Origin of the sequence: Sanguibacteroides justesenii, from assembly GCF_003204205.1 — a bacterium.
In the GTDB taxonomy this organism is placed as follows: Bacteria; Bacteroidota; Bacteroidia; order Bacteroidales; family Marinifilaceae; genus Gabonibacter; species Gabonibacter massiliensis.
The window spans coordinates 1-1187 of the sequence record NZ_QJPL01000023.1; the positions used below are offsets into that span (position 1 = coordinate 1).

1 protein-coding gene is annotated in these 1187 nt (G+C 51.5%); it reads right to left on the reverse strand.

Features of this window, described 5'->3' with window-relative positions:
- On the reverse strand, positions 1 to 1163 hold a 1163-nt coding region (locus DMB45_RS14580; protein WP_237143318.1), incomplete at its 3' end, for a Gldg family protein.
- Between the last annotated feature and the right edge of the window lie 24 nt (positions 1164 to 1187).

Consider the following 1187-nt stretch of genomic DNA (forward strand, 5'->3'; position numbering starts at 1 on the left):
TACATACCGGTCTCGCTCGGGTAAACTTTATTATCCGGCGGTGTCGGACGACGTACATCGATAGGCACTTCCTCGTTCGATAACCAGAAGAAGGCCCCTTGTATAATCGAGTAGTTAGAAGCCCTGATATCTTTCCTTCCTCTACTCAATTCGCCATTACTGATACAATCGGCATCGCCAAATATCATGACGCGCTGCTCCTTGTCCCCTATCTTCCGCGATAAAGCCAAGGCCGTCACGAACGTTCTCTGCATCTCCCCACTCGACGGGTTGAAACGGGCCGTGTCATCAACGAAATTAGTCGTCTGCAACTCGTTCCAGCAATCGATCGTGTCGCTCGCGAACAAAGGGGTTACATCGAAACCCTTGTCCGTCACGTAATCCAAACCCGAACAACCGGGCATCGTGGCCACGTACTCCCGGCGCCTCATCGTGTTATAGATATAAGAGAAGTCCGCCGCCTCCCGCGTCGGACGAGCAACGATCAAATCAGACTGGAAATTCTCCGTCGGGCGAACAAGAATTCCTGGTACAAACTGAACGCCGAATTGCTCTATCAACGGGTTCATGACATCCCGACGCCTGGGTTCCCCGGCGATCAGCAAGTTCCCCCCACGGGCGATGTACTTGTCCAGGTTCACTTGCTCGGCTGCCGTCAACGGTTGACGCGTCTCGGCGATAACCAGAATGTTCACGTCCGCGGGTACCTCCTTGTCGAGCGTCACGCTCTCGAAATCGAAGCCCTGGTTGATCAAAGAGTAACGGAATGGCTTGTCTTGCGTGAACGCGTTATAATCCCGATCTCCCTCCCGCTCCGTGTTACGCTCCCCGTGACCCGTCAAAAAGCCTACCTTAGGCAACTTCATCACGATACGTTTGAAAGCGGCCGAGATCTCCGTCTCACCGGGGAAGATCATCATGTCATCGAACACCCGCAAGAAGGTCTTTTGACCGTTCTCTCTCTCCAACAAACGAACGAAACGGTTCATTTCCGGCTTCAGGTCGATCTGTTCGCGGATCTGTTCCGGCTTTAATATCTTGTTCGAATCCAAACCATACAGCTCGATCGTCTTCTTTACAATCTCCTCGAAGGTCATGTTCGGGTACCTCTTTTCCAGGTTCTTCATGTTTTTTACCGAATCGTAATAATAAACGTACTTCATCGTGATATCCGGTTTAAAACGAAG